The 20,213-nt window shown below is 63.8% G+C and carries 22 protein-coding genes; 14 read left to right on the top strand and 8 right to left on the bottom strand.

Annotated elements, in window-relative coordinates; all coding sequences use genetic code 11:
• Positions 1 to 195: 195 nt before the first annotated feature.
• From B2K11_RS11805 to B2K11_RS11795, 3 genes are all read right to left on the bottom strand, one after another.
• On the bottom strand, positions 196 to 1,644 hold the full coding sequence (locus tag B2K11_RS11805) for an APC family permease (RefSeq protein ID WP_204260097.1): 1,449 nt from the start codon (positions 1,642 to 1,644) through the stop codon (positions 196 to 198).
• A 175-nt stretch (positions 1,645 to 1,819) separates the two neighbouring features.
• Positions 1,820 to 2,245, bottom strand: a complete 426-nt coding sequence (locus B2K11_RS11800) for a Rid family hydrolase (RefSeq protein WP_163618478.1) — start codon at positions 2,243 to 2,245, stop codon at positions 1,820 to 1,822.
• Positions 2,246 to 2,257: 12 nt separating this feature from the next.
• Complete coding sequence (locus tag B2K11_RS11795; RefSeq protein ID WP_163618477.1) at positions 2,258 to 3,649, bottom strand: FAD-dependent oxidoreductase; 1,392 nt, start codon at positions 3,647 to 3,649, stop codon at positions 2,258 to 2,260.
• Positions 3,650 to 3,896: 247 nt separating this feature from the next.
• Between B2K11_RS11795 and B2K11_RS11790 the strand changes: the two genes are divergently transcribed.
• The 4 genes from B2K11_RS11790 to B2K11_RS11775 all read left to right on the top strand — a co-directional run bounded on the left by B2K11_RS11790 (position 3,897) and on the right by B2K11_RS11775 (position 6,425).
• Entirely contained in the window at positions 3,897 to 4,685 is a 789-nt protein-coding gene (locus tag B2K11_RS11790; protein WP_163618476.1) for an SDR family NAD(P)-dependent oxidoreductase, read from the top strand.
• Between the two features lie 49 nt (positions 4,686 to 4,734).
• On the top strand, positions 4,735 to 5,619 hold the full coding sequence (locus B2K11_RS11785) for a fumarylacetoacetate hydrolase family protein (protein WP_163618475.1): 885 nt from the start codon (positions 4,735 to 4,737) through the stop codon (positions 5,617 to 5,619).
• On the top strand, positions 5,616 to 6,059 hold the full coding sequence (locus tag B2K11_RS11780; protein WP_163618474.1) for a cupin domain-containing protein: 444 nt from the start codon (positions 5,616 to 5,618) through the stop codon (positions 6,057 to 6,059). Before B2K11_RS11785 ends, B2K11_RS11780 begins: the two co-directional genes overlap by 4 nt.
• Positions 6,060 to 6,125: 66 nt before the next feature.
• Positions 6,126 to 6,425 carry a Dabb family protein gene (locus tag B2K11_RS11775; protein WP_163618473.1) on the top strand — a complete coding sequence of 100 codons (300 nt, stop codon included), beginning with the start codon at positions 6,126 to 6,128 and terminating at the stop codon, positions 6,423 to 6,425.
• Between the two features lie 36 nt (positions 6,426 to 6,461).
• Here the strand turns inward: B2K11_RS11775 and B2K11_RS11770 are convergent, their stop codons facing one another.
• Positions 6,462 to 7,136 (bottom strand): TetR/AcrR family transcriptional regulator, encoded by a 675-nt coding sequence (locus B2K11_RS11770; RefSeq protein ID WP_163618472.1) that lies wholly within the window; start codon positions 7,134 to 7,136, stop codon positions 6,462 to 6,464.
• A 335-nt stretch (positions 7,137 to 7,471) separates the two neighbouring features.
• Positions 7,472 to 7,669, bottom strand: coding sequence for a hypothetical protein (locus tag B2K11_RS11765; protein WP_163618471.1), 198 nt, complete (start codon positions 7,667 to 7,669; stop codon positions 7,472 to 7,474).
• Positions 7,670 to 7,830: 161 nt separating this feature from the next.
• On the opposite strand from B2K11_RS11765, the gene panD reads away from it, so the two are divergent.
• Entirely contained in the window at positions 7,831 to 8,364 is a 534-nt protein-coding gene (gene panD, locus B2K11_RS11760; protein WP_239525975.1) for an aspartate 1-decarboxylase, read from the top strand.
• 420 nt (positions 8,365 to 8,784) lie between these two features.
• On the opposite strand, the gene B2K11_RS11755 is transcribed toward panD, so the two are convergent.
• Positions 8,785 to 9,297 (bottom strand): hypothetical protein, encoded by a 513-nt coding sequence (locus B2K11_RS11755; RefSeq protein WP_163618470.1) that lies wholly within the window; start codon positions 9,295 to 9,297, stop codon positions 8,785 to 8,787.
• 1,062 nt (positions 9,298 to 10,359) lie between these two features.
• Complete coding sequence (locus tag B2K11_RS11750; protein WP_163618469.1) at positions 10,360 to 10,962, bottom strand: hypothetical protein; 603 nt, start codon at positions 10,960 to 10,962, stop codon at positions 10,360 to 10,362.
• A 745-nt stretch (positions 10,963 to 11,707) separates the two neighbouring features.
• Between B2K11_RS11750 and B2K11_RS11745 the strand changes: the two genes are divergently transcribed.
• The 5 genes from B2K11_RS11745 (at position 11,708) to B2K11_RS11725 (ending at position 16,424) form a co-directional block, all read left to right on the top strand.
• On the top strand, positions 11,708 to 11,905 hold the full coding sequence (locus tag B2K11_RS11745) for a YegP family protein (RefSeq protein ID WP_163618468.1): 198 nt from the start codon (positions 11,708 to 11,710) through the stop codon (positions 11,903 to 11,905).
• Between the two features lie 503 nt (positions 11,906 to 12,408).
• Positions 12,409 to 13,467: a CHAT domain-containing protein gene (locus tag B2K11_RS11740; protein ID WP_163618467.1), complete on the top strand. Its 1,059-nt coding sequence runs from the start codon at positions 12,409 to 12,411 to the stop codon at positions 13,465 to 13,467.
• A gap of 186 nt (positions 13,468 to 13,653) precedes the next feature.
• Positions 13,654 to 14,679 carry a hypothetical protein gene (locus B2K11_RS11735; protein WP_163618466.1) on the top strand — a complete coding sequence of 342 codons (1,026 nt, stop codon included), beginning with the start codon at positions 13,654 to 13,656 and terminating at the stop codon, positions 14,677 to 14,679.
• Between the two features lie 720 nt (positions 14,680 to 15,399).
• Positions 15,400 to 15,705 carry a hypothetical protein gene (locus tag B2K11_RS11730; protein ID WP_163618465.1) on the top strand — a complete coding sequence of 102 codons (306 nt, stop codon included), beginning with the start codon at positions 15,400 to 15,402 and terminating at the stop codon, positions 15,703 to 15,705.
• 155 nt (positions 15,706 to 15,860) lie between these two features.
• Positions 15,861 to 16,424, top strand: coding sequence for a hypothetical protein (locus B2K11_RS11725; protein ID WP_163618464.1), 564 nt, complete (start codon positions 15,861 to 15,863; stop codon positions 16,422 to 16,424).
• A 141-nt stretch (positions 16,425 to 16,565) separates the two neighbouring features.
• On the opposite strand, the gene B2K11_RS11720 is transcribed toward B2K11_RS11725, so the two are convergent.
• Positions 16,566 to 17,174: a DUF3887 domain-containing protein gene (locus tag B2K11_RS11720; protein ID WP_163618463.1), complete on the bottom strand. Its 609-nt coding sequence runs from the start codon at positions 17,172 to 17,174 to the stop codon at positions 16,566 to 16,568.
• A gap of 128 nt (positions 17,175 to 17,302) precedes the next feature.
• Here B2K11_RS11720 and B2K11_RS11715 point away from each other — a divergent pair, with 128 nt between their 5' ends.
• The 4 genes from B2K11_RS11715 to B2K11_RS11700 all read left to right on the top strand — a co-directional run bounded on the left by B2K11_RS11715 (position 17,303) and on the right by B2K11_RS11700 (position 19,991).
• Complete coding sequence (locus tag B2K11_RS11715) at positions 17,303 to 17,797, top strand: hypothetical protein (RefSeq protein ID WP_163618462.1); 495 nt, start codon at positions 17,303 to 17,305, stop codon at positions 17,795 to 17,797.
• Between the two features lie 92 nt (positions 17,798 to 17,889).
• A complete protein-coding gene (locus tag B2K11_RS11710; RefSeq protein WP_163618461.1) occupies positions 17,890 to 18,390 on the top strand; it encodes a DUF805 domain-containing protein in 501 nt (166 codons plus the stop codon).
• A 59-nt stretch (positions 18,391 to 18,449) separates the two neighbouring features.
• Positions 18,450 to 18,983 (top strand): hypothetical protein, encoded by a 534-nt coding sequence (locus B2K11_RS11705; RefSeq protein WP_163618460.1) that lies wholly within the window; start codon positions 18,450 to 18,452, stop codon positions 18,981 to 18,983.
• Positions 18,984 to 19,019: 36 nt separating this feature from the next.
• Positions 19,020 to 19,991, top strand: a complete 972-nt coding sequence (locus B2K11_RS11700; protein ID WP_163618459.1) for a hypothetical protein — start codon at positions 19,020 to 19,022, stop codon at positions 19,989 to 19,991.
• Positions 19,992 to 20,213 lie beyond the last annotated feature (222 nt).

Genomic DNA, 20,213 nt, shown 5'->3' with positions numbered 1-20,213 from the left:
GGAGTTGCCGCCAGACGCGCGGTGAGTGTCGGGCCGCGCCGTCGGCACGGACTTCGTGTGTCCTGCCGCCGTGCCGCGCAGATCCGCTGACGCACGCGCTACATGCGAGCGGGGGTGATCGGCGGACGAAGTGGGACTGCGCGAGCCTTCGCGCAGTCCCACTTCCTTGTGACTGTATCGCCGAAGCGGCAGCCTCTATTGGTTCACGGCATTTGATCGTGCCCGGCTCTTCTGCGCGTCAATCATGGCGTCGATGACCGGGATCTCCGCCCGTCCTAGTCCTCGATAGACGGCGGGCTTTCGGGCTCGCATGTACAACGCGACCGCCACCCCGCCGACGAATGCGACCACGTGCAGCAGCACCAGCCAGGTCAGCTCGCCCGGCGCGCCACCGACGACGAGGTCGAATCGGAGGATCGCGAAGATGAGGATGACACCCAGTGCGAGTGCGGTTAGAGCGGGGGCGATGTAGGAGACGAACACATTCTCGCCCGCGGCCTTCCGCTTCCGTGCGAACCAGCCGATGATCGCAACGCTCACCAGGACCATCAGGCAGATGATGCCGGTGGATCCCAGTCCGCTGAGGCGCGCGTAGATCGTTCCCGCGTCGGCGCCGAACACCGCAAGAAGAATAAGCACAATCACGACCAGCCCGGCGACGGCGTTGGATGCGCGGTACGGCGAGTGGTGCTTGGTGTGCACTGCCGACAGGGTGTGCGGGAGGGCGCGATCGGCGGCGAGGTTGAAGATGTACCGAGCCAGGATGTTGTGCAGGCACAACGCGGACGCGATGACCGAGGTGACGACCAGAACATAGGTGACCTGGGCGAAGAACGGCGCGGCGTACTGCATGATCGCGTTGGTAAACATGGTGGCCGGCTCGTTGATCGCGATCTCCTGTGCGCTGGATCCATACGCCGTGGTCAGCGCGAACGCGGAGACGCTGTACAGCAGCGCGATGAAGGCCACCGCCGAGTAGGTCGCACGGGGGACGGTCTTGTTGGGAGTGCGGACCTCGTCGCGGAACAGGGCGGTGGCCTCGAATCCGATGAAGGTGAGGATCGCGAACAGCAAGGTGACAGCCATGTCGCCTTGAGCGAACGTGGTGGGAAGGAATGCGGCGAAGGTGGGGCCTTCCGCGCCTCCCTGGGCGACCACGACGACGTCGAAGATCAGCACGAGGAGGACCTCGAACACCATCACGACGGTGAGGATTCGGGCGGACAGCTCGATGTGGAAGTAGCCGAGCACGCTGACGAATGCCCAGCCGGCGATCGTCCACAACCACCACGGTGTCTCGGGCCCGCCGAAGCCGGTGATCAGTTCGACGGTGGAGATGCCGAAGAAGCAGTACAGCCCCGCCATGATGATGAAGTAGGAGACGGTCGCGACGTATGCCGCCCCGAGACCGGCTTCTTTCCCGAGTCCGTTGGTCACGAATGTGTAGAACGCACCGGGCTTGGGAACGGAGCGCGTCATCGCCATGTACCCCACGCTGAACAGCAGCATCAAGACTCCGGCGGCGAGGAACGCGAACGCTGCGCCTTCGCCGTTGACGGCGATGGCGATCGGGATGAATCCGGTGACGGTCGCGATGGGTGCTGAGAAGGCAAGCACACTGAGGGCGAGTGCGGTGGCAGTCATCCGCCCGGTGAGCCTCTTGGGGGAGCCGGGTACGTCCGACGGAGAGTCGGTGGCGACGATGGGCGGAGGTGCGGTTGAGTCGGACATAAGGGGTGAGCTCCTTGGTGAGGTACTGCATTGTCGATGAGATGTCAGCGGTTGGCGAGTAGTCCGCTGCGGTGGTGATACCCGGGGGTTAGTTGGGCTGTGCCACGACGCGGGCGATCGCGCCGATCTCGATGAGGGCGCCTTCGCCGCCGAGGTCGGCGACGCCGACGCCGGTCCACGCGGGATGCGGGGCGGGGAAGTATCGGTTCTTGACGGGAAGGAACCATTCGTTGGTGGCTGCCATCCCGCCCTTGTGGAACGTCTGAAGCAGCACCACATCGGCGAGAGTGGCGCCCCCTTCCGCGAGGACATTGATGAGAGCGTCGAGCGCGAGTTCGGATTGGCGGGCGCCGTCGGCAGGGATCGTGCCGTCGGAGTCAACGCCCAGCTGTCCGGAGACGAAGATCAGGTCGCCGCTGCGCAGCCCGGGGGCGAGCCCGTAGGTAGCGGCGTCTTGCTCGCTTCCGGAGGGGATCAACCGGTGGAAGTCGTCGCGGGAGAAGGTGTCGGTCATGTCGGTTTCCCTTCAGACTGATGCGACAGCGGCGGGGACGAGGTCGCTGAGGATGCTCGAGGCTGCGGCTTCGCCGGCTTGGACGGCGCCCTCCATGTAGCCGGTCCACATTGCTGCGGCCTCGGTGCCGGCGAAACGGATCGGTCCGACCGGGTCGGTGAGAGCCGACCCGACGGTGCTGAGCAGCCCGGGGGGCATCACGGTGACAGGGGCGCCCAGTGTGTAAGGCAGGGTCGGCCAGTCGGTCTCGAAATACCCGACCGCCTCGCGCGCTTCGGCGCCGATCACGGCCTCGAGGGACGCGAGGATTCGGATACGTCGCTCATTGTCCGCGAGACTTGACCACTGGTCGTAGTCGCGCCCGCCGATGAAGGCCACGATGGTGGCCTGTTCGTCTCCAGGGCGAGTCACGTCCAGCGCGAGGTAGCCGAGATCGAGGTCGAAGATCTCGCCAGACAGGCCCGCGTCGCGCCAGAACGGCCGGGCGTAGCGAACCTGCACCTTCGTCTCCCGGCCCATCGGCGCGCGGCTCTGCAACTGCCGACGGGGGTGGGGCAGGACCGGCGAGAAGACGAGGGTGGCGGCCGCTGAGGGCGGCATGGCGATGATCGCGGCCGGCGCCGTCACTTGGCCGCGCGGTGAGATCGCTGTAACCTCCCCGTCGCTGTACACCACCGAATGCACCGGCCATTCTGTGAGTACCGTCACTCCGGGAAGCTCGGCTATGCGCTGTGAAATCTGCTGCGAGCCGCCCAACCACAGCGCGTCCTGCGCGGTGACTTGCAGCGCATGCATCCCCTCGCATTTGGCGACGTACTGCGCCCAGAACAGCATCGACATCTCGGTAGTGTCCGCGCCGACGATGATGTTCAGGTCGGTGGTCATGATGGCCCGCACGAGCGGGTCTTCCACATTTGCTTCGAGCCACGTCGCGACGGTGACGGCGTCAAGCTCCTTAGCGATCGGGCTGTTCCAGGGTGCGTCGGCGCCGACCTGTTCCGCGAGGTCGTCGAACTTGGCGTACGCGGCGGTGAGCTTGCGGTCAATACCGTCCGTGCTTCCGAACGTGGCGGGGTAGCCGCCGTCCGGCGCGCGAACCACGTCCCCGTTTACCCGGTATGACATCTGGCCTTCCGGGCGCGCCGCGACCGCCGTCAGCCCGAGCGCCTCGCCGAGGGCGCGGGACCGGTGATGAGTCGCACCGATGAACATCCCACCGAGATCCAGTGGGCCGCCGGGCACGGTGGCATCCGAGTGCGTGCGGCCGCCGACTCGGTCCTTCGCTTCAAGCACGGTCACGGTGAGGCCGGCTTGCGTCAGGGTGTACGCGGCCGTCATCCCGGAGAGGCCACCGCCGATGACGAGGACGTCGGATGTACGGTCTGGTTCCGGATTGTTGGTCATAGCTGTCTCATTTCTCTCGGACGGGAACACGCATCGAGTGAGACAGAGCTGCCATAACTCGAAGCCTTACAAACGTTAGTGAGCGCAAGTTTCGACGGTGTTGCCGGGAGGTTGCGTTTGCTAACGATCGTTAGTAAGGTAACGCATGAATCGTCGAAGCGCCAGAGTCTGCGCCCACCGATCTCACTACCCACTCAGCACGCTCAGCACACGTATGGCGCAGAGAAGCGCCGGAAGGACGGAGACCATGACCGGTCGACTGGACCAGAAAGTAATCGGGATCACCGGAGGTGGCAGCGGAATGGGCTTGGCCTTCGCTGAGGCCTTCGCCCGGGAAGGCGCCTGCATCCTCGTTGTAGATCTCAACGAAGACGCAGCGACCGCCGCCGTGCAGCGCATCCAGGACGGCGGTGGGCGGGCCGTATACGCGGTCGCAAACGTCGTTAATCGCGATGAGGTGAGCGCGGCGATCCAGACTGCAGTCGAAACGTTCGGTCGACTGGATGCCTGGTTCAACAACGCCGGCTACAACAAGGCGATGCAGTTCCTCGACGTCACCGAGGACAACTTCCGCGCGGTGATGGACGTCAACGCCCTGGGCGTTCTGATCGGCACCCAGGAGGCGGCCAAGCAGATGATCACGCAGGGCAGCGGCGGCAAGATCATCAACACGTCATCCATGGCCGGCCGAGAAGGATTTCCGACCTTCGCGCCGTACTGCGCTTCCAAAGCCTCGGTGATCTCCCTCACTCAGTCCGCAGCGAAAGCGCTGGCCCAGCACGACATCACGGTCACCGCGTTCGCTCCCGGGGTCGTTGTCACACCCCTTTGGGACAAGCTCGACGAGGACCTCTACAAGATCGGCGACATCGATCGACCCGGAACGGCCTTGGGTGAGTACGAGAAGGGCATCATCCGGGGCCGCAACGCCTACCCCGCGGACATCGTCGGGACAGCACTGTTCCTGGCCTCCAGCGACTCCGACTATATGACCGCCCAGTGCATCATGATCGACGGCGGCGCCACGCTCGTCTGATCAGCCCGAGACGGCACGCCCTCGGTCGGATACCAAGGAAAGGGAGACTGTGAAGCTCGGTACGGCACTCGTCGGAGGGACCACCAGAGCGTTTCGACAGGACGACTCCGGCACCTTCTTCTATGCGGCGGGCAATGTGGACGAACTGCTTCGCGATCCGCTTTGGCGTGAGCAGAGCAGTGAGCCCGGCGAAGCACCGGCGCCGGGCGAGCTTACTCAGCCGGTCATTAGGCCCGGGAAAGTGATCTGCGTCGGACTGAACTACCACGACCACGCCGCCGAGGTCGGCAAGCAACCCCCAGACGTGCCCACGCTGTTCAGCAAAGTCGCGACGGCTCTCATCGGCCCCCGAGACGAAATCGAATTGCCTCCGCTGAGTTCCGAGATCGACTGGGAAGCCGAACTGGCCGTCGTCATCGGGTCCCAGGTCAAGCGAGCGAGCGAGCAGCAAGCGCGTGAGGCCATCCTCGGCTACACCGTGCTCAACGACGTCAGCGTCCGCGATTGGCAACGTCGCACATCGGAATGGTTCCAGGGCAAGAACTTCGACCGGTCGACCCCGGTCGGGCCGGTGATCGTCACCGCCGATGAGCTGGATCCATCGGACGGGTTGCGGGTGCAGACCATCGTGAACGATCGGGTCGAGCAGGACGGGACGACTTCAAACCTCATCTTCGGAGCCGTCGACCTAGTCGTATACCTCAGTCAATTCCTCACACTCGAGCCAGGCGACATGATCGCCACCGGCACCCCCGGCGGCGTCGGATTCGTGCAGAAACCGCCGCGATTCCTCCGGTCCGGGGACGTCATGACGACCCGGATCGAAGGAATCGGCGACCTCGTCAACACCATACGCCTCGGTGAGCCGCACCCCGCGACAGCGTCTCCCGAGAGCCGCACTCAAGACACGCTCGCCGTGAAAGGAAAGCCATGACAGACACACCGCAAACCCAGTACAAGCGCCCCAGCGTGCAGAAGCGGGACGAACTCCCCTTCCTCGACCATGACCAGACCTCCAAAGCGCGCCGGTACGCCGGCGTCACGCCCCGCAACACCGAAGTGGAGAGCCTGTGGTTCGGGAAGGTCTTCACCGCGGTCGGCGAGGCATCAGATCCGCACCACCACGGTGAAGCGGAGACAGGCGGTTACGTCCTCCAGGGACGCGCCTTCCTTCGCTTCGGAGAACGATTCGAGGAAATCATCTACGCCGAGGAGGGTGATTTCATCTTCGTCCCCCCTCACATGCCGCACATCGAGGGCAATGCCAGCAGCACCCAGGAACTCATCTGGCTCACCGCTCGGCAGCCCGACAACATCGTCATCAACCTGCCCGACGAAGACGTCGCCGACATCGAGATCGACTACCGCGACTGACCCTTGAACGATGATCACGGGCGGCGACGGCAGTATCGTCGCCGCCCGTGGAAGGCGGAGCCACTCATGATCCAGCACGTCGTCACCTTCCGGCTCAACGGGTCTTCCCGCGAACAGCGCGACGGCCAAGCCGTGCTCGCAAAAGACGTCCTCGAGCAGCTGCGCGGTCGCGTGCCCGGGCTGACACACCTGCGGGTAGCCGCAGACTTCGGCACAACGCCGACGAACTGGCATCTTGTTCTTGTCACTCACCACGAGTCCACCGAAGCGCTCGACGAGTACATTCGTCACCCGCTGCACGTGGCCGTCAAGTCCCAGCTGGATCAGCACGTGTCTGAACGCGCCATCGTCGACTCATACTTCTAGCGACTAACTGCCAACCGTTCGAAGTTGGCGGTCTGGTCATCGGACGTCGATGGGTGCGCGAGATAGTGATTCGAGCATCGCGCCGACTACCTGCGAAGCCGTGTCTACGATTGCACCCAAAGACGCCTCATCGCCGTCCCATCCGCTCCACGACCGCACGCCATCGAGCACGGTTATGATCGCCGCCGCCAGACGTGACAGATCGCCCTCGTACCCGAGATCCCGGATAACCCCGACGTACAAGGCGTCGTACAAGCCGACAAGATGACGGGCCTCGGCACGCGTCTCTGCCGGCAAGATCCCACTGATGCGATCAGTCGCCAGCAGTAGATCGAACATGTCGTTCTCGAGCATCGTCAGCTGACTGCGCACATGATGATCAACCAGAACATCGAGGAACGTCTTCGGATCGTTCGTCGCCCTGAGCACCTCCACGACGCCCTCCGCCCACTGCGAGTAGTGCCACCGCAGCGCTGCACCAACAAGCTCGTCCCGACCCCCCGGGAAGTGGCTATACAAACTGGGCGCTTTCACATTCACCTGCTTACCGAGCGCCCGCATCGTCACCGAGCTGTAGCCCGTCGTAGTGGCCAAGCGAAGAAACGCGTCCAGGATCTGACGACGGCCGTCCGTCAACCCGGTCCAATCGAAAGCCGCGAGAGTCGCCTGGAGCTTCTCTAGAGCATCAACGCGGAACATTGCGTCAGACATGAGGATTCCAAACGGTCAGGAGTGACATCAAGCTTCATCCTAACGAGTGTTCGGAAGGCTCGTCATGGCCACGCCGCAAGCGGACGCCGAGCCAGGCTGTAGTAACGCGCAGAGTAGCGCGCACGAGGTCAGAAACGTTCGCAAACTAGCGTGGACGAACAGGGTTCTGGGCGGAGTCAAGCGGGAACCGACACCAGCCCAGTCCGCCACGCGGGCGGAACTCGCGTGGCCTGAATGGCGGACATTCTTCCCGCCGCCGACGAGCTGGATGCGGGCAGACCTATCGCGGAGGGTTACCTCCGCTCGCAAGCGTGGACGATTCGGCAGGCGAGCGACTACTGAGTGTGGGCGAACACCCTGGCAACGTAGAGACCCAGGCGAACCAGACCGTTCCATCCCGCGGCTACTAGCAGCAGGAACAGAAGCGGGCCAAACCACCAGTGAGTCGCGATGTTCACGATGATGGAGTTCCACAGGATCTCGAGCGCGGTCCACCTGCTTTCCCAGATAAGCCCTGACCAGTCGATCTCCATCGGCGCTTTCCTTCCTCCGACTGGAGGTTACGCGGTGACTGGGACATTTCAGGCTGGGCGCGCACTCGAGAAAGGCGGCACTCAGGCTCCGCCAGTGGTCGATCTGTATTCGGCAGTGCGCGCAGAGAGGGCGTCAGAGAGGGCGGGGGATCCCGCCGCGCGTGTGCTCCGACTTCGTCGCCTCCGCGGTGGTTGCTGTTCGTGACGGTATTTTTGCATCTCATCCCACAACGGGCGAGGCTGAAACGAGGCGTTGGCGAAGTGTTGGCGCGGGCGACGCGCCCACGAGACCGGGAGGTGCAGTCCGCATGCGACGCACGATGCTGAAGTCGAAGATTCATCGTGCGACTGTCACGGGCAGCGACCTGAACTATGTGGGATCGATCACGATCGACCCTTACCTGCTCGCGGCGGCGGACAACCGTGAGCACGAACAGGTTCACGTTGTCGACATCGACAACGGTGCCCGTTTTGAGACTTACACGATCGCAGGCGTCGCAGGTGACGGTGAGATCCAGGTCAACGGCGCGGCCGCACGCCTCGTCCACCGGGGCGACACCATCATCGTGATCTCGTACGCCGGTTACGACGAGGACGAACTCGACTCATACGAGCCGGTCGTCGTTCATGTCGACCGCAGCAACACGGCGATCAGCGTCGACGACGCGGTAGCGCACCTGCACGTGCAGAACTGACAAGCCGGATCCATCCACCCGCCCGCCAAACTCAAGATCCATCCGGACATGACTATCCACATCCGGCCGCAGGCCCGTTCAGGACCCCTCTGCGTGCGACGAAGGGAGGCGGAACGCCCATCGCGCATGAAGTATCTCGCGACCCGGTCTCGGCTCTGCCGTCCCCAAGGGTGACCACAGCACTATGAGCACGGTGAAGGGCCGTCGCCGTGCGCGGAGAGACGGGCTTCGGTGCGTGTAGAGGGGGAGTGTCAGCGCCTCCCGACACGCCGGACCGGTGCTCAGCGCGCATAGTGACCGTGACACTCTCGCAATGGGGCGGGCACCAGGAAGAGTCGTGTTTGTTCTCAAATGCGGCTCAGGTCGACAAACGAGCCGTATAACGAAGGCCAACGGTCAACGCTCGGCCCTTCTATCCGATCAGGAGTCGCCGAGCAGCCGACGTTCTAGGATCGAAAGCCGCTCGGCGGTGTCGAAGCGCTCGATATGCTCGGCGCACATTGGCTGGTCGTCGCGGACGCCGGCGTACGGCTGACCACAAGAGGCGCCCAGACCGATGGCCTGCTGGCAGTCCGGGTACTTGATCGACCGAAGTCGCGGCCCCCATAGTTCCTCAGGCGCTTCCTGCCAGTGCGACCACGGCAGTTTGGTCCGATTGACGTGGTCTGGGCAGTACCACCAGCCATACACGTGCGCGGCGACATCAGCCTTGGGCTGCCAGTGAAGCACGACCGAGATGTCTTCGGCGCGGTACCACGGATCCTCCTTGCCGGTCCCGCATGACGAGCACTGCGACTCGGTCTTCCCCGGGCTGATTTGGGCGAGCGGGTAGACCTCTTCGATGAGCAGGCCGCGAGCCTCCCAGTCGTCCTCGGCGGGACCTTCAGCGCCGCGGCGTTTGCTCCAGGTGCGCGCCTCATCGTCGGGGTGCATGGCGGTTGCCTCTCCGTAGTTCGATGTCCGGATTCATTCTGTTGGAGCGGATTGCTCGCAATGGAGGCGGACGTCCCGGGATCCTCGAGACCGCCCGGTATCTCCCCAGGCGCAGAAATGCTCGTCGCCGAACGTGGCTGCTCGGTCGCTCGCAGCGGTGAGGCCGACGAGGCTCATGAGCCGATCCTAAGACGTGCGATGAGCGTTGGGGGCGTACGCCTCCATTCCGGTACTCGCCGGCGGTCACCTCGGGTGGGCTGCTCCGACTAGCCTGCGGGACGCTCGCTCGGAAGTCGACGAAGCATCCCGTCCAGGCGGCTCCGCACCGGTTCGGAGCGGCGGCGTTCATGCATGCGAACCCATTCGTGATACCGGGCCAGCCCTCGGCGCCAGGTGCCCTTCTGTTCGCTGCGGGTGAGCCACTCGCTGACGTGGTCTATGTATGCAACTGCGGTCTCGCGTCCGTCCTCAGTGAGTTCACCCAGTGGTAAAGAGCCCCACCTCGGGTCGCGGTGTGCACGCGCCGCATTCCCGACATGCTCTGCGAGTGCGTCGACAACACTGTGGCCAATGTGGCGCGCACCCGGAGGGAACTGACCTTCGCGCCTGATGACTGCACCGCCCCAAGTGGTAGCGGCGGCCGCGATGCCTTCGCTACCGATCGAGTCCACCGGCAATGAGCGTCGCGCTACCTCCCGCACTTCCCCCAGCGCCTTGAGCAAGTCGCTGGCGGAGTTGCGATCGGTCGCTCGACTCTCGACGTTCCGAGTATTGCGCGCTGACAGACCGGCGGTGATTAACGAACCCATAAGAACACCGAACACCGTTCCGCAAGCGCCCACTAGTGCAATCACCAGTCCTATCTCCATGGCCCGACGCTAGACGGAGCGTCCGACATCGGGCGGGGGTGCGGCTCGGGGATCCCGTTGCGGGCGGGCACGAACGCAGACCCCAAGTGGGTTCGACCGAGTCGCGTCACACAGCGGCGCCGTCCTGTGTCGCCGATATTAGAACGCCGCTGGAGGCGCAAGAGCGACGCTGGAGTCCTCAGGTGCACCCGGTCTACTGCTCGAGGTTCGCCCGCATCTCCTGGTACGAGCCGCTATCGAGCACCTCGGCGGTTGCGTCGTCGATGAAATCGACGATCACGTCGATGTCATCGGGGGCTACCCCATTGAACTGCTGGTAGAGGGCACCCTGAACATAGAACCCGAGGGCAAGGAGGCTCTCAAGCGCGCCGTACCGATGGCCGTCGACGGAGACCTCGAACGACGTCATCGAATCGTTGAACTCAACGCCAGTCACCCAGTTGGTTTCATCCGCGATCAACTCATCCGCGGCATCTTGCGCGGACGAACGCATCTGCGCGAGCATCTCGTCGCGCTGCGGCTTGGTCATTGTGTAGACGACAGCGTCGCCGTCTACGACTGCGGCGATGCCCTTCTCGCGAGCACCGGCCACGATCTCCTCGTCCGTGAGGGAGCCGCTCTGGTCCAGCAGGGAGCGCGCAACACGCACGTCGACAGTCACCAGCTGCTCTTCGACCTCGATTGCCGCGGGAGAAGCGGATGAGCTATTAGTCGCCCCATTGCCACCGGCCGAGCAACCGCCGAGCGCAAGCGCTGCACCGACGATGAGTGACACGATCGCACCGCGAATCTTCATGGATTCCTCCCCAGGCTTCCCGTCGAACGAACTGACTGCATGATCATAGGGAACGCACCCGACACGGGATCCTTGAACCCGCGTGGGCGCTATTGGGGTGGTTACCGCGCATTCCGGCCACCCGAAACCTGAGTGAACGTGCAGCGACGGCAACGCTCCTGCTGCTCCAATCCCGATCGCGAACGCGCAAGGCGTCGCTCGCGCATCCGAGGTCAGCGATGTCACCCGAAGTGCTCAAGACGCGCGAGTGCCACCGCCGTGCGGGTGGAGCTCTCGACGCCCGCCAGGCAAACCATGAATTTGCGCCTTGGACAATAGGCGAACTGACACGCGACACGCCGACGACACGCCGTCCACAGAAAAAGCTTGAGACCGCTCTCGAACGCGGATGTGCCTGTGGACAGATGGCGCCCCCGCGCCGCATTATTGGCGTTCTTCTGCAGTTTTCCGCCAGGAGCGTTCTGTGGATGGAACGGTGGACAACCTGTGTAGAACTTGGGGAGAACTACGGATAATCACACCGATGTAACTACTAGCCCTTGTGGTGCTAACGAATGTCGGTGCCCATATGTAGTCTTAATGGCGTCGGCAGACCAGCCGCGGAAAAGGCCCCTAGGTCAGCGGCAAACTGACCTGGGGCCGGAAGCTTCCTCTGAGGCGGGGAACTTTCCTCCAAGGTACGCGCGTCGATCACGTCCACCAAATGTTGGGCGTGTCACACAAGAGCAATTGGAGGAAACCCACAATGGGCAAGTTCGAGATCAAAAGAGCCGCGAACGGTATCCACTACTACTGGACGCTGAAGGCCCCGAATAACGAAGTGATCGCCACGTCGGAGATGTACCTCTCGAAGGCGAGCGCCGAGAACGGCATCCGCTCGGTGAAGTTGTACGCGCCGACGGCCTCCGTGCACGACACCACCAGCCTGGCGCGCCGGTTCTGACATGGTTACACGTCGCGTCAACGGCCTGATCTACGTCCCCTGTCCCCGCTGCCACAGGAAGCTCGGGCCGTTCACCCGGCTCACCGCCGGCGCGGCGCGCTGCGCCCACTGCGGCGCAGTGTTCAACGTTCGCATCTAAGCGCTCCAGCGCTCGAAGGGCGTACCGCTTCGGCGGTGCGCCCTTCGAGGTTTTCGGTCGGCGGCGGTGCGAGGCCATCGTCACCGATGGCTCGATGAATCCGCGCAGCTCTGCGCGCGGTCTCTCGGCGTGCACTTCGAAAGAGCGATCGCTATCGCGCGACGGACGAAAGCGCAGCGGTCGCCATGCTTTTGGGAGGTCATCGACCGACGACCTCTCGATAACCCGATGCTTGAGTTAAGCAGCCACCCTGGAGCCAAGTGGGAGCGAGCATCCTCCGACATTTTCTCGACAAAGGGTGACGGACGACTGTCCCATCCACACGCTAAGAATGACGCGACACGTCAGCGCGAATGGAGCACGAATGAGCGCGAATCAGTACAGAGGTCAACTCGATCGCAAACGCAAGCAGCGGCTCGACGCCGAGAAGAAGGCCGGGGAGGCCCGGGCCAAGGAATCAAAGAAGCGAGCGGAGGCTGCCAAGGCGCGCCAGCTGGCCGCGAAAGCCTCCAACGCGACGACCGCTCGGAGCAGAATGAATGAGGCTAATCGGCGTGAGGACGAGGCGAAGGCCGCGGGCAATGAAGCTTCTCGATGGGCCGCGCGCTCGGCCGGATACGCCAAGGAGGAGGCTTCAATCTCGTCTCGCCTATCCCGGGCGGAGCAATCGGAAGCGGCTGCCGCGGAGAAGGCCAGGCAGCGAGAACAGCAGGCACTGGCACGCAGATCGGCGGCAGATCAGAACGCACTGAGCGCCCGGCTATTGCAGAACGAAGCCAGCATCCAGGAATTGGGTCGCCGGCTCCCCGAACCCAAGCCCGAGAAGCTTCGGATTCTGATGCTAGGCGCATCCGCCGATGGGGGATTGCGTGTTGGTCGCGAGCAGAAGCGCATCCGCACGGCGATCGAATCAGCTCTACATCGCGACCATGTCGAGCTCGACGTTCGTCCGGCGGCAACCACGGAGGACCTCCTCGACGGACTTGCGAAGTTTCGACCGCACGTCATCCACTTTTCCGGACACAGCAACGAAGACCTCATCGAGTTCGAAGACGAAGCGGACGAACTGCATGAGGGCGTCATCGTCACCGCGCAGGCGTTTGCGAACGCTATCCAAGCAACCGACGATCCGCCGCTACTGATAGTGCTGAACTCGTGCCACTCTGCCGGACAGCTACAGCGCCTCGTCGACGAGGTAGCACCATTCGCGATCGGGATGGCCGACGAGATCGACGACACTGATGCCATCACGTACGCGACGCGCTTCTACGCCAACATCGCGAACGGGCAGTCGATTGATGCGGCCCACCGTGCTGGCCGTGCCGCGCTTGAACTCGGCGGGCTGGACGGTGCTGACCTGCCGACCCTGAGCTCGGCGGATGACGTCGATCCCGCCGCTGCCATCCTCGTAAAGCCCGCGTGACTGGCGGCGCACGCCCGGCTGCGCTTCTGTCACCGCTCGTCGACCGCCGGCAGTGGAGCCGGGGCTCCTACTGCCAGCGCAACTGGACACGCTCGCCGGGCGTTGATTTGTCGGCGGTGACGGCAGCCAGAAACCTGATCCGGCTGCCTAGCGGGCGGAATGTTGCTAGCGTGCGAGGATCGACGCGTGTCCGCGAATGAAGACGATGCAGGGCCGGTCACGACCTTCTTCACCGCCTACGCATTCGAGGACGTGAATCCGGTCTTGCTCGGAATGAATTCCGACACATGGGTCCCGACTGAGCAGGTGAACCTCGCACGGGGGGTGCTCGGCAGGTATGCTCTCGACCCCGAACAGGTGGTCCTTGTGGTGACTGGCGACATAGTCGAGTCTGCTCGCGCACGATTTTCGGGAGAGGTCGATCGTGAGGCCTTCGACGACGAGCGCGGTGCCGGGGTGCTGGGCGGAAAGACGATGCGGGTGGGCGCGCAGACCCATGTCCTGATCCCTTACTGGTTCTACACGGATGACGATGCGGTGCGAGATCTGATGGAAGCAGATCAAGCAGATGACTGGATCGCCGGCTCCGGAAGTCGAAGAAGACTGGCCATACGTACTGTGGTTCACGAAGCCCAGCACGTCATCATGAAGCAGGCCGGCGAGGATGAGGGCGACTTCTCGGATGCACCGCGCGCTCGGGCGAGCTTTCTCGTACTTGCCCACGATGTGATCGACGAGTATCGGGCGGAGCTTGGCGTTGCTGGGGAACTGCGCGAGCCGTTCGAGTTCAGTGTCGCGCCGGAGACTCTGCCCGCCTGGCGTGCGGGCCTCAGAGCGGTCGTCGCTGACTACGACCGCCACAGGAACGTAGAACGCCTGATGTACGGCGTTCTGCAACAGAGTCAGCACGCTTGGAAGGCTCTAGCAAACGTGGCGGCTGCCCGCCGGATCTCGAAGTTGACTGCGCGACCCGATGACGGCGTCGCCGATTGGATGGCTCTGGCCGACCGGTACTGGGAGCGATTCGAGCAGGAGCTCGCCAAAGTCCCGTCCCCCGCAACTCGGACGTCACCCACGGAGATGCGAGAGAACGCTGAGCAACTCGCAGATGTCCTCGACTTATGGCTACGCGGGCTCGGCTTCACCTGGCGTGATACCCACGGCGGTTCGGATGCTGAGTTCCTCATCACATCTCGCCACGTCCTTGACTGAGCCGGAATGCATTCAATGCACCCGACGGCTATCGCGCAGAGTGCGGCCGAGGACTGTTTGAGCGTTCTTAGCCAACCCGCCCCGCAAGCAGGTCGGCCGGAGTGCGGATGCCGGTCGACAATCGCGCGACGCGCTATGGCGCTGAGACAGTGATCGGCAATTCGAGCTCGGAGTACCCAGCGCTGATCCGCAGCACCGCACCGCCCGGGCTGGCATCAGCGGGGATCTCAACCTTCCCACTAAAAGCACCGTCCTCGATGGGGATGCTCCCAAGCGACGACACTTCGTTCGCCTGGCTCCACTCGATCGACACGCTGGGCCAAGGGTCTTCTGTGGAGTGATTCGTGTCGTTGCACGGCTGCCAGTACTGCCCGGCGATCGTCACGGGGTCAGCCGGGCGTACCGGTCTCGGGTGACGCGGTCGCCTCTGGCGCGACACACGATGCTGCGGAGTGCGCCGAGCATCCCGTCACGCAAAGCATCGCCACGCCAAGCGCCGCAACCCTCACCAACCACCGAGACGCAATCAAGGACAACACGCTCACTTGATATCGCACCAGCACGCAAGACGAACGGGTTCGAGATGAACCCGTTACCTCGCATACTCGCGGATCCTCTTCGGCGGCGCGTGTGCGGGTCCTTGCGCGAGCGGGCACAGACCCTCACTCGACGTGAGTACCGACAGTTCCGTTGTTGCCGAGAATGCGGTTGAGTGCTCAGGTGACTGAGATCCAAATGTCCGCGTCTCCAAACACTCGCCCCGGCGAACCGCATCGCTCATGGCTGGCGCCCACACGAGTCGTCGAGCATGACGCCCTCGCCGTCGTGTCGTTCTCGGGAGCGCGTGACGCTCTCGGTCGGCTCATCGCGAACGAGCCGCTTTCCCTAGAGGATCAGCTCGCGCTGGGGCGGCTGAACTCCTTCTGTTTTGCGCTGTGGTACGAGCCTGTGGTGACGATGCTGAAGGACCCCGCCATTGACACCGAAGTGGCTGCGTTCTTCGAGCCCTTACTCGCCAAGATGTAGTCGCTCGGTGGGGGTCCTTGAGCGTCGGTGACGAGCTCGCTCGGCATCTTCGGGAGCTAGCGTCAGAATGGGCTGACGTGAGCATCCATCCACAGGTGTCGGCACTGCCACGCGCGGTCCGCGACGATTGATGTGTGCCGCCTTCAGCTTTCAACATGCTCGGCCCCATCGCCGGACTCGGTTCGTTTCAGCGCACGAGGGTTCGCAGAACTGCGATGGCGGTAGTAGCGATGGCTCTGGTTTGTGTCGTGCTGATCGTGGTCTCGATCTTGACGGTCGGTATGGAGGCCACGTTCGGAGCGGAGACACCCGCCCGGTTGCCGATTCTTGCGCTGATCGCGGCTGTGATTCTGACGCCGATCGTGTGGTCGGCGGCGTTTCGCTCCCGCCGGTACGGGCTGACTCTCACGAAGGACGAGCTGATCGTCGTGTCGTGGTGGCGCACCCGGAGGTTTGAGCGTGGTGAACTGTCGGCGGCAGAACCTTTACCTGCGGTCATGCGGCTGAGCGACGGCTTCTTCTCGGGAAGCGGTGCCGACGCAGCACCGTTTGCAGTCTGGCTGTGGCCGAAGAGTCCTGAGCGTCATGAATTTCCTCTTGGGATAACCACGGGCACATCGGAAATGACGGCGGTCGCGGCCCGGAGAATCAACGCTTGGCTGGGCGTCGACGTCGACTTTGACGAGGCTCGGGCCGACCTGCTGTTCGACGGGGACTGACGTTCGAGAGCGGGTCCCTCAGCGGGCGCTTTCGTTGAGAGATTGGGCTGGGCTTCGTTGTTGTCGGTGATGATGACGAGGTTCCGCAATCTCGGAAGCGTCAGGGTGATGATGACGGCCGGTTGCCGGCCGCAGAACTGCTCATGCAAGTTCCGGGTTCAGAATGTGGAGACCTGCGATCGTGCGGTCGTCGCGGAACGCGATGCGCGCGACGTAGTCGCCGGCTTCGAACCTCAGGGGCGTGTTGGTGACGGTGATGTCCGCCGTCCGAGTCGCTTCGGTGTCGCCGCGGCCTTCGTAGCTACCGGCGAGCCCAACGATTTGCGCCCACGCTGCGGCCAGCGCGTCTTCGGAAAGACCAGTTTGCATTGCGGTGTCGAAGCGGCTGGTTACGGCGTCCCAACGCCCGCCGGTGAGGTCGTCGATTACCGAGGCGGCGATGGGTGCGGCCTCGGCGAGCGGGGTGGTGTTCATCGGTTCTCCTGTTCGTGGATCGGTGGGTCTGCCGTAGCGCTGAAATGCCGCTTGTCGGGTGACACCTAGCGCGTCGCCGATGGCCTGCCAGCTCGTTCCCTCGCTCCGCGCCTGCTGCACGGCGGCGACTACAACCCGCTCTGCGCTCTCCCTAATCCCGACAGCGCCTAGGACGAGCCCGACGCGGTTATCGGGATCGCCGAGTACCGGAGCCACAAGCAGCGCGTCAGTACGCGCCGCCAAATCGGCCAGAGCACTTGTCAAGCTGGATTGCATGTGTAAAGGGTAAGTTTACAAGAGCTCGGAAGTCAATCTGCCATTGGCTGGGGCCGCCAGGCGGTCCGCAAGCGCACGTGTTGGGTCGTGTCGCTAGCCTGTGACGCGTGTTGATACTTCTCGACGAGGTGGTGCGCACGGATTACGGCCAGTTCACGCTTCGCCAGGGTGCTGACGGCTTCGATGGGGATGCCGACCGGCTCTTCGCCGGCCAGACAAACGGTTGGGTGGGCGCTGCTGTTCCTGGGGTGGTCCATGCGGTGCTTGCCCGACGATCGGGCGGCTCAGCCGTCAGCATCGAATTGCACCAGGATGAGCCTGACCTGGACGAGGCGGAAGACGTCGTCGAAGTCTCACTGGAAGTGAGCGAAGGCGCACTGTCCTGGGAGACGTGGGCAGGCGAGTCGAGCGGCACACTCGACGTTCCTTCGGGCACATATCGAGTTCGCGTCAGCGCGAGTGGCAGGGATGCCGGTCAGGCCCGCGAGTTCGCCGACGGCATCGTCGACTGGTACACGGTCCAGCTCTGGCATGCGCCCCCAGCCGACGACAGGATCGTCCGGGTCGGAAGTCAGGATGCCGCGTACTGGCACGCCGAACGGGGCGGCCGCCGCGGAGCTTGACGGCCGCCCGGCGCTCGCACGGCAAGGAGTCGGCCAGCGGGCGCTCTGACGCACAACGCGGCCGCGACAATGCTCCCGCTAGGATCGCGGCGATGGCCTACGCAGATGTGATCCTTCCGACCAGCGTGCCGCTCCGCCGCGCCTCACTTCTGATCGCGATGGAGCGATTCGTCCGCAACGCGTTTCGGCTGCGAGGCCGCGCCAGCCGTAGCGAGTACTGGTGGTGGGTCCTCGTCAACGTGGTCGTACTGGGCATCGCGCAGATCGGCGTCCCCGTCCTGGTAACCGGCGAGACTCCGGAACCGACTATCGCCCTCGGACCGTTCGGCTCACTCTTCTACGCGCACTTCGAGATCTTCCACTGGGCCCAGGGCGCTGTGCCCAGCAACCCCATCGCGTCCTTCGCGCTCCTATTCGCCGGGCTGTGGATGCTTGCCACCGTCATCCCCGGCGTGACGGTAGCGGTGCGACGACTTCACGATTCGAACGTGTCGGGCTGGTGGGCACTGCTGGCGTTCGTACCGGCCGGAAGCATCGTGGTCCTGCTCCTCGCGATGCGCCGTCCCCGGGCCGATGGCGCACGCTTCGACTAGAACTCTCCTGTGCGCGAAACTCGGTCGCCGAACGAACGGAACGCAGACTCCGTGATGACATGAGTACCGTCGTCTACGTGGCAGACAACGGGGAGTCGCTCACCGCGGACCAGACCATCCTTAGCAGCGAGGGGTTACGTGCACTCGGGATGGTGGCCTACTGGGCCGCGCTAGTGGAGCAAGTCCTGGCGGAAGCGGTCCGCGATTGCTCGGGGCTTAGTTACGCCAAGACGGACGTGCTCGTGGAGGGCAAGACGGGGGGAGCGCTCATAAGCATCCTCCGCAAACTCGTCGCAGCCGACGCCCCGACCACCGACCCAGAGGACCATAACGCGATCCCTGACCCTGCTCAGAGTGCGCTCACTGAGGATCGACTCCGTGTACTGAACCTCGTGAACTTGGCGATCACAGCGCGCAATCAGATCCTCCACAGCGCCATGGGCGGATCGCTGGAGGACGGCCACGTCGTCCTCTACTCCAAGAAGTGGAAAAGCGTCCATGTCCCCGAAAGCGACATTCGCAAGGTAGCCGATCAGCTTTGTGCGGCATTCCACGAGATCACGTCCGTGGACATGCGCGCGCTGCGTCGCTAGACGGTCCTCCTGCGAGCAGGGCCTATCCTGTCACCGATGCCCAGTCTGGAGATTTCCGCAGTTCCGCTTCCGGTGGCCTCTCGGAAGCTCAATCCGCAAGCGGGTCTACGAGTGTTTCATCTCGTCGGAGCCCGCTGCCTTGTCGGATGGGTGGAAGGACAACAGTCCTATCGGGCGGGCGTCCTCGATGTCGCAGATGGATCCCTGCAGGCAACTGCACCCCTTGTCGGCGATCTGACTGGGCACTTGGCCGACGAACAATTGCTCTGGTTGCTGACCAACCATGGGCTTCAGGAAGTGGATCGTGAGTCCTTCTCTGTTCGCCGCACCCTCCGAGCTGGACTGCCCAAGTACGCGACTCGGCTGCTCCGGATAGATCATGACCACGCTCTCGTCGTCGTGAAATACGGTCGGTCTCATGCCCTCGTGAATTTGCGCACAATGAGCATCGCCCGAAGGATCCGCATCCCTGAACCGGACATCGCGCTCCCCACCGACGACGGCGCGATGCTTCTGAGCTTTCGCTATGGCGTACGCAGGCGCTTGACAGCTGACCTTCGGGCGATCGCCGGTGGTGACGTAATCCCTCGGGGAACAGGGCCGAGTCTGGACCGGGACCGCGCCGTGTTCGTGACCGCAGTCCCGAAACCGTCGGCTGCCGTCGTCCCAGATGTCGGTCTTGATCCACATCGCTATGTCGACCTTGAAGCGACCGGCACCGTAGGTTGGCTTGGTCCGTGCGGACCGGCGGTGCTCGCCGCGGGTTCCGCTGAGATTGGCTGGATTCACGGGCAGACCGCCAACGGCGACATCGTCGCCAGCGACGGCAACAGGGCGGGGGGAATAGGTCGCCTCGTCATCCTCCGGCCGGACGGCCAGACACAGCGGGCTTTTCACGAGTTTCCCTTGAGCGCGGGCATGGTCGCGGTGTTATCGGACTCGGCTGCGGTCGCCTCGCCGCGATACTTCGGCGATGCGCGAAGCAACTTCGAGCTTCTTCGTTGGTGAGGACGGGCAACGTCAGACACGAGTGTGGTAGCCCGATGGTCGGTCCCCGACTGCGTAGTGGTCGTCGGGGTGTTCCCGCCGGCTGATGCTGTGGGAATGGAAAGAGCCTCTCGGCCGCCAGATGCCCGTTTAGCCTGCCCCGATCACTCGCGCGCCCAGGTACCTCACACGAAGCGACCAACGCCAGTCACGAGCCTTATCTCGTAGGGGACAACAGCAATG

The organism is Microbacterium sp. B35-30 (assembly GCF_010634855.1).
In the GTDB taxonomy this organism is placed as follows: Bacteria; Actinomycetota; Actinomycetes; order Actinomycetales; family Microbacteriaceae; genus Microbacterium.
The sequence above is the reverse complement of the archived record's forward strand: the minus strand, read 5'-3'. Positions and strand labels throughout refer to the sequence as shown.